2 protein-coding genes are annotated in these 3,424 nt (G+C 54.5%); both read right to left on the bottom strand.

The window, feature by feature from the left end:
* A partial coding sequence (locus ACLL9E_RS00035) for a M16 family metallopeptidase (protein ID WP_411289698.1) occupies positions 1-569 on the bottom strand: 569 nt, incomplete at its 3' end.
* Positions 570-663: 94 nt separating this feature from the next.
* Positions 664-2,772 (bottom strand): penicillin acylase family protein, encoded by a 2,109-nt coding sequence (locus ACLL9E_RS00030; protein WP_411289697.1) that lies wholly within the window; start codon positions 2,770-2,772, stop codon positions 664-666.
* Between the last annotated feature and the right edge of the window lie 652 nt (positions 2,773-3,424).

Here is a 3,424-nt window from a genome sequence, read left to right as displayed (position 1 = left end):
TTTTCAGGGACCATCCCCTTGATCTGAGCATATTCAACCAGGCCAAAAGGCTGCGTATCGCCCTGCCGTTTTTCGTTCTGGACAACGCCGATCTGGTTTGTCAGATTTTCCTGCGTTACGGCGCCGAGCAGAAAACCCATCCGGTCAGATTCAAGATACAACATACGGTCGAGTGCGCTGGTAGGCACAGTCTGGAAATAATTGGTGCGGTCAAACCATGTGGTGCCGTTGTAGTCCGTCGCACCCATATTCTGCAATGGTTGGAAGAAATCGCCAGGCGAGTTTTCCGACCCGTTGAACATCAAATGCTCGAACAGATGGGCAAAGCCTGTTTTGCCTTTGGGTTCATGTTTCGAACCAATGTCATACCAGATCGACACTGCGACTATTGGGGCCTTGCGGTCGGTATGGACAATGACGCGCAATCCATTTTTCAACGTGAATTGCTGATGCGGGATGTTGATTTCCTTGACCAAGGCCGACGCCGGGACTGGTGCGGGGTCGGCTGCGAGCGCTGGCGACACAAGCATCGTTGCGCCAAGTAGTGCAAAGGTCAATTTACGGATCATATTCTGCTCCCAAAGCTAAAATTCATTGGCGCCCGAGATAGCTATGAACCGGGCGAACACAATCATGTGGCCGATATTTTTCGACGAACGTCGTTCAGGGCCGATAACGGCGCTTTGCGTTCTTCACCGCGTCAGCCCATTCGAAGTGTACAGGCTTGTACTCACCTGCAACGAACAGCTTCATCTGGTCGGTATAATGCGGCGATTCGGGTCGCGTTGTCGCTTCGCCATATGGTTGGATCGATTGTGAAATCACGCCGCCATCCTTGTCCCAGCGGACCAGCATGATGAAGCTGTCCCCATGCCGGACACGCATTTTGCCATCGGTTTGATCCGCGTCCCAGATGGTTGTTGCCCGCAGCGTATCGCTTCCGCCGAGCATCGGCATATCGACATCGCCCCGGCGCAAGCGTTGAATGTCGGCAAGCGGCGGGTCAATCCGGCCAAAGCGTTTTTTGAACTCGGTCACAGCTTCCTGAAGTGTTTTGCGCGCATCGGGCATTTTGTCCCCGCGCCAGTGCGGGCGGGCACCAAAACGGATGATGCGCTCGGCCAAGGCATCGGCGCTGCCCTTGCCATCGCTTGACCAATCCCAACTGCCGAGCAGCTTTTGCGCGTTCGCCAGCTCAGGCGCGTCTTTCAGGTCAAGCGCGGCGAACGATGCCATCCACGGGCCAGCCCAGCTTTGCTTGCTATAGACCGTGTCCATCTTGATCGCGAGAAGCTCTTCTGGCGTGATGGATGTATCGGCGGCAAGCAGTTCTGTTGCGCGAAGACCCCGATTGGTCATGCCAAGCTCAATCCCGAGATAAGGCGAATAATCCGCCGGCTTCATTTCCGAACCCGGCCCCGCTGCCAAAAACGGCGTGTTGTTGGCGTTCTGGACAAAGCCCGACGCAGGATCGACAATCTTGGGATAACGGTCGAAGCCAACTGGCCCTGCCCACATCACCGCCGACGTGTCGCCCGGTAGCAATTTGGTGTAGTCATATCCAGGCTTACGGTCCGGGAAGAGTGCATTGTAGATATAGGCAACGCGCCCCGTCTTATCTGCATAGATGAAGTTGGTTGCAGGGATGCCGCCGATCGACATCGACTTCGTCCATTCCTCCCAATTCGTCGCCTTGGTATTGCGATAATATTGTTCGACAGCTTTGACGCTGTCGATACCGGCATAGCGAATGGCAAAATAGCCCTTGTCATTTTTGATCACGGGTCCGTGAATCGAACGGTACACCGTCTGCGGCACGGGCAGATTGAACGGCCCCATTTTTACCGGCAACCACACCCGTTTGGCCGTGAGCGGCATCCATTTGCCATCATAACGATATTGGTCGCCAGCGTCGTTCATCACAAGCTTGTATACATCGATCAGGTCGGGACGGTTGACGGTGTTCGTCCAACCCAGATTTCGATTGTGGCCAAGTAGGACAAAGGGCGAACCCGGAAACAAAGCGCCCGCCATATCGAGCCCCTCGCCCGAATGCGTGACAGCTTCATACCAGGCAACTTGGCCTTCATAAGGCTGGTGCGAGTTCGAAATGAGCCAGGTCTTGCCATCGGCCATACGCTTTGGCGCAATCGCGAATGCATTGGACCCGTTCATTTCAGGATCGCGTCCAACGGGCGTCATTGGCGCGGCATTGTCTTTGGGCAATGGCTTGCCTTCGGTAAGTGCAGCAATCGTGCTGTCCAACCCATAGAAAAATGGTGCGCGCAAAACGAATCCTGTGACTATGTCCTTGCCCGTGACGGGAAACAGCTTGGACAACCGGACTTCTTCAGGGTGTGTTGATGCATAATGGTTCAACCCGGCGGCATAGGCTTCCGAAACGGCGCGCACCTCGGGCGACAATTCCATATAATGTTTTTCGGCAGTTTCCCGTGCACCCAGCAGGTGCAGCACATAGTCTACCTTTGCCCCGTCGGAACCAGCGATTGCGCCATAACGGCCGCGGGTCATGGCAACGACGTCTTCAATCGTCGAAAAATCATCCTCTGCATGGGCAAAAGCAAGGCCATAAGCCGTATCGGCATCCGTCTTTCCGTTGATATGCGGCACGCCGTACCCGTCACGCACGATTTCAACATCATATGTGCGCTGGGATCCGGCAAATTCCGTCGCCGCCAATGGTTCCCACAACGCACCTGCGCCCGCCACCAGGGCCACGACCGCCAATGAAGCCAACAGAATTTTCCGCATATTCTCTCCCCCGCGACAAGACCTTGGCCTTGCGGTCCATTGGGTCATGCAATCGGCATAACCGAGTATTTCAGAAAGAAAAGTCCCCGCGTGTATCGCAACGCTGCGCACGCCACAAAATTGCGACGGCGTTCGATCGCGACCTGCTCGTTTCATCGCATTTCGTCAGGTAACCTATTTGGGGGGAGGCATGACGACACGTTGGGAACCATCAACTGCACGCGCCTGGTATGCCGCCCTGCGCAGAAGCTTGCAACTGTCGCTTAAATACTAGACCGGGTCATACGATTTGGCATCTGACAAAGACCAAGACCGCAAACCATCTCAAATAAGCGCCCCCGATTTGCTAAATTCCCTGCTGTCAGGGAATTTACAGGGAAATTTTCCGTTTTCGACCTCATCGAGACATCCTGTGGCATATTAACCAACGACAATCTTGGGATTTTTCTTCTAAATTCCCTGCGTAAAGAGCAGGGAAAATTATCGAAGCGAGCAGGGATCACTCAGCTTATAGCAGCGAACTGCTCAGCCGGACGGCAACCTAGCTAGTTACGCCAAAAAACGGACGCGAAGGAGACCTTGATAAACGCGCACCTCGCCCAGAGAATTTCAGCCGAGAACAGACTGAGCGGCAGCAATACTTATGGTTGAG

The organism is Sphingorhabdus sp. (assembly GCF_046596595.1).
Lineage (GTDB): Bacteria > Pseudomonadota > Alphaproteobacteria > Sphingomonadales > Sphingomonadaceae > Sphingorhabdus_B.
This window is presented reverse-complemented; position numbering and strand designations above follow the sequence as displayed.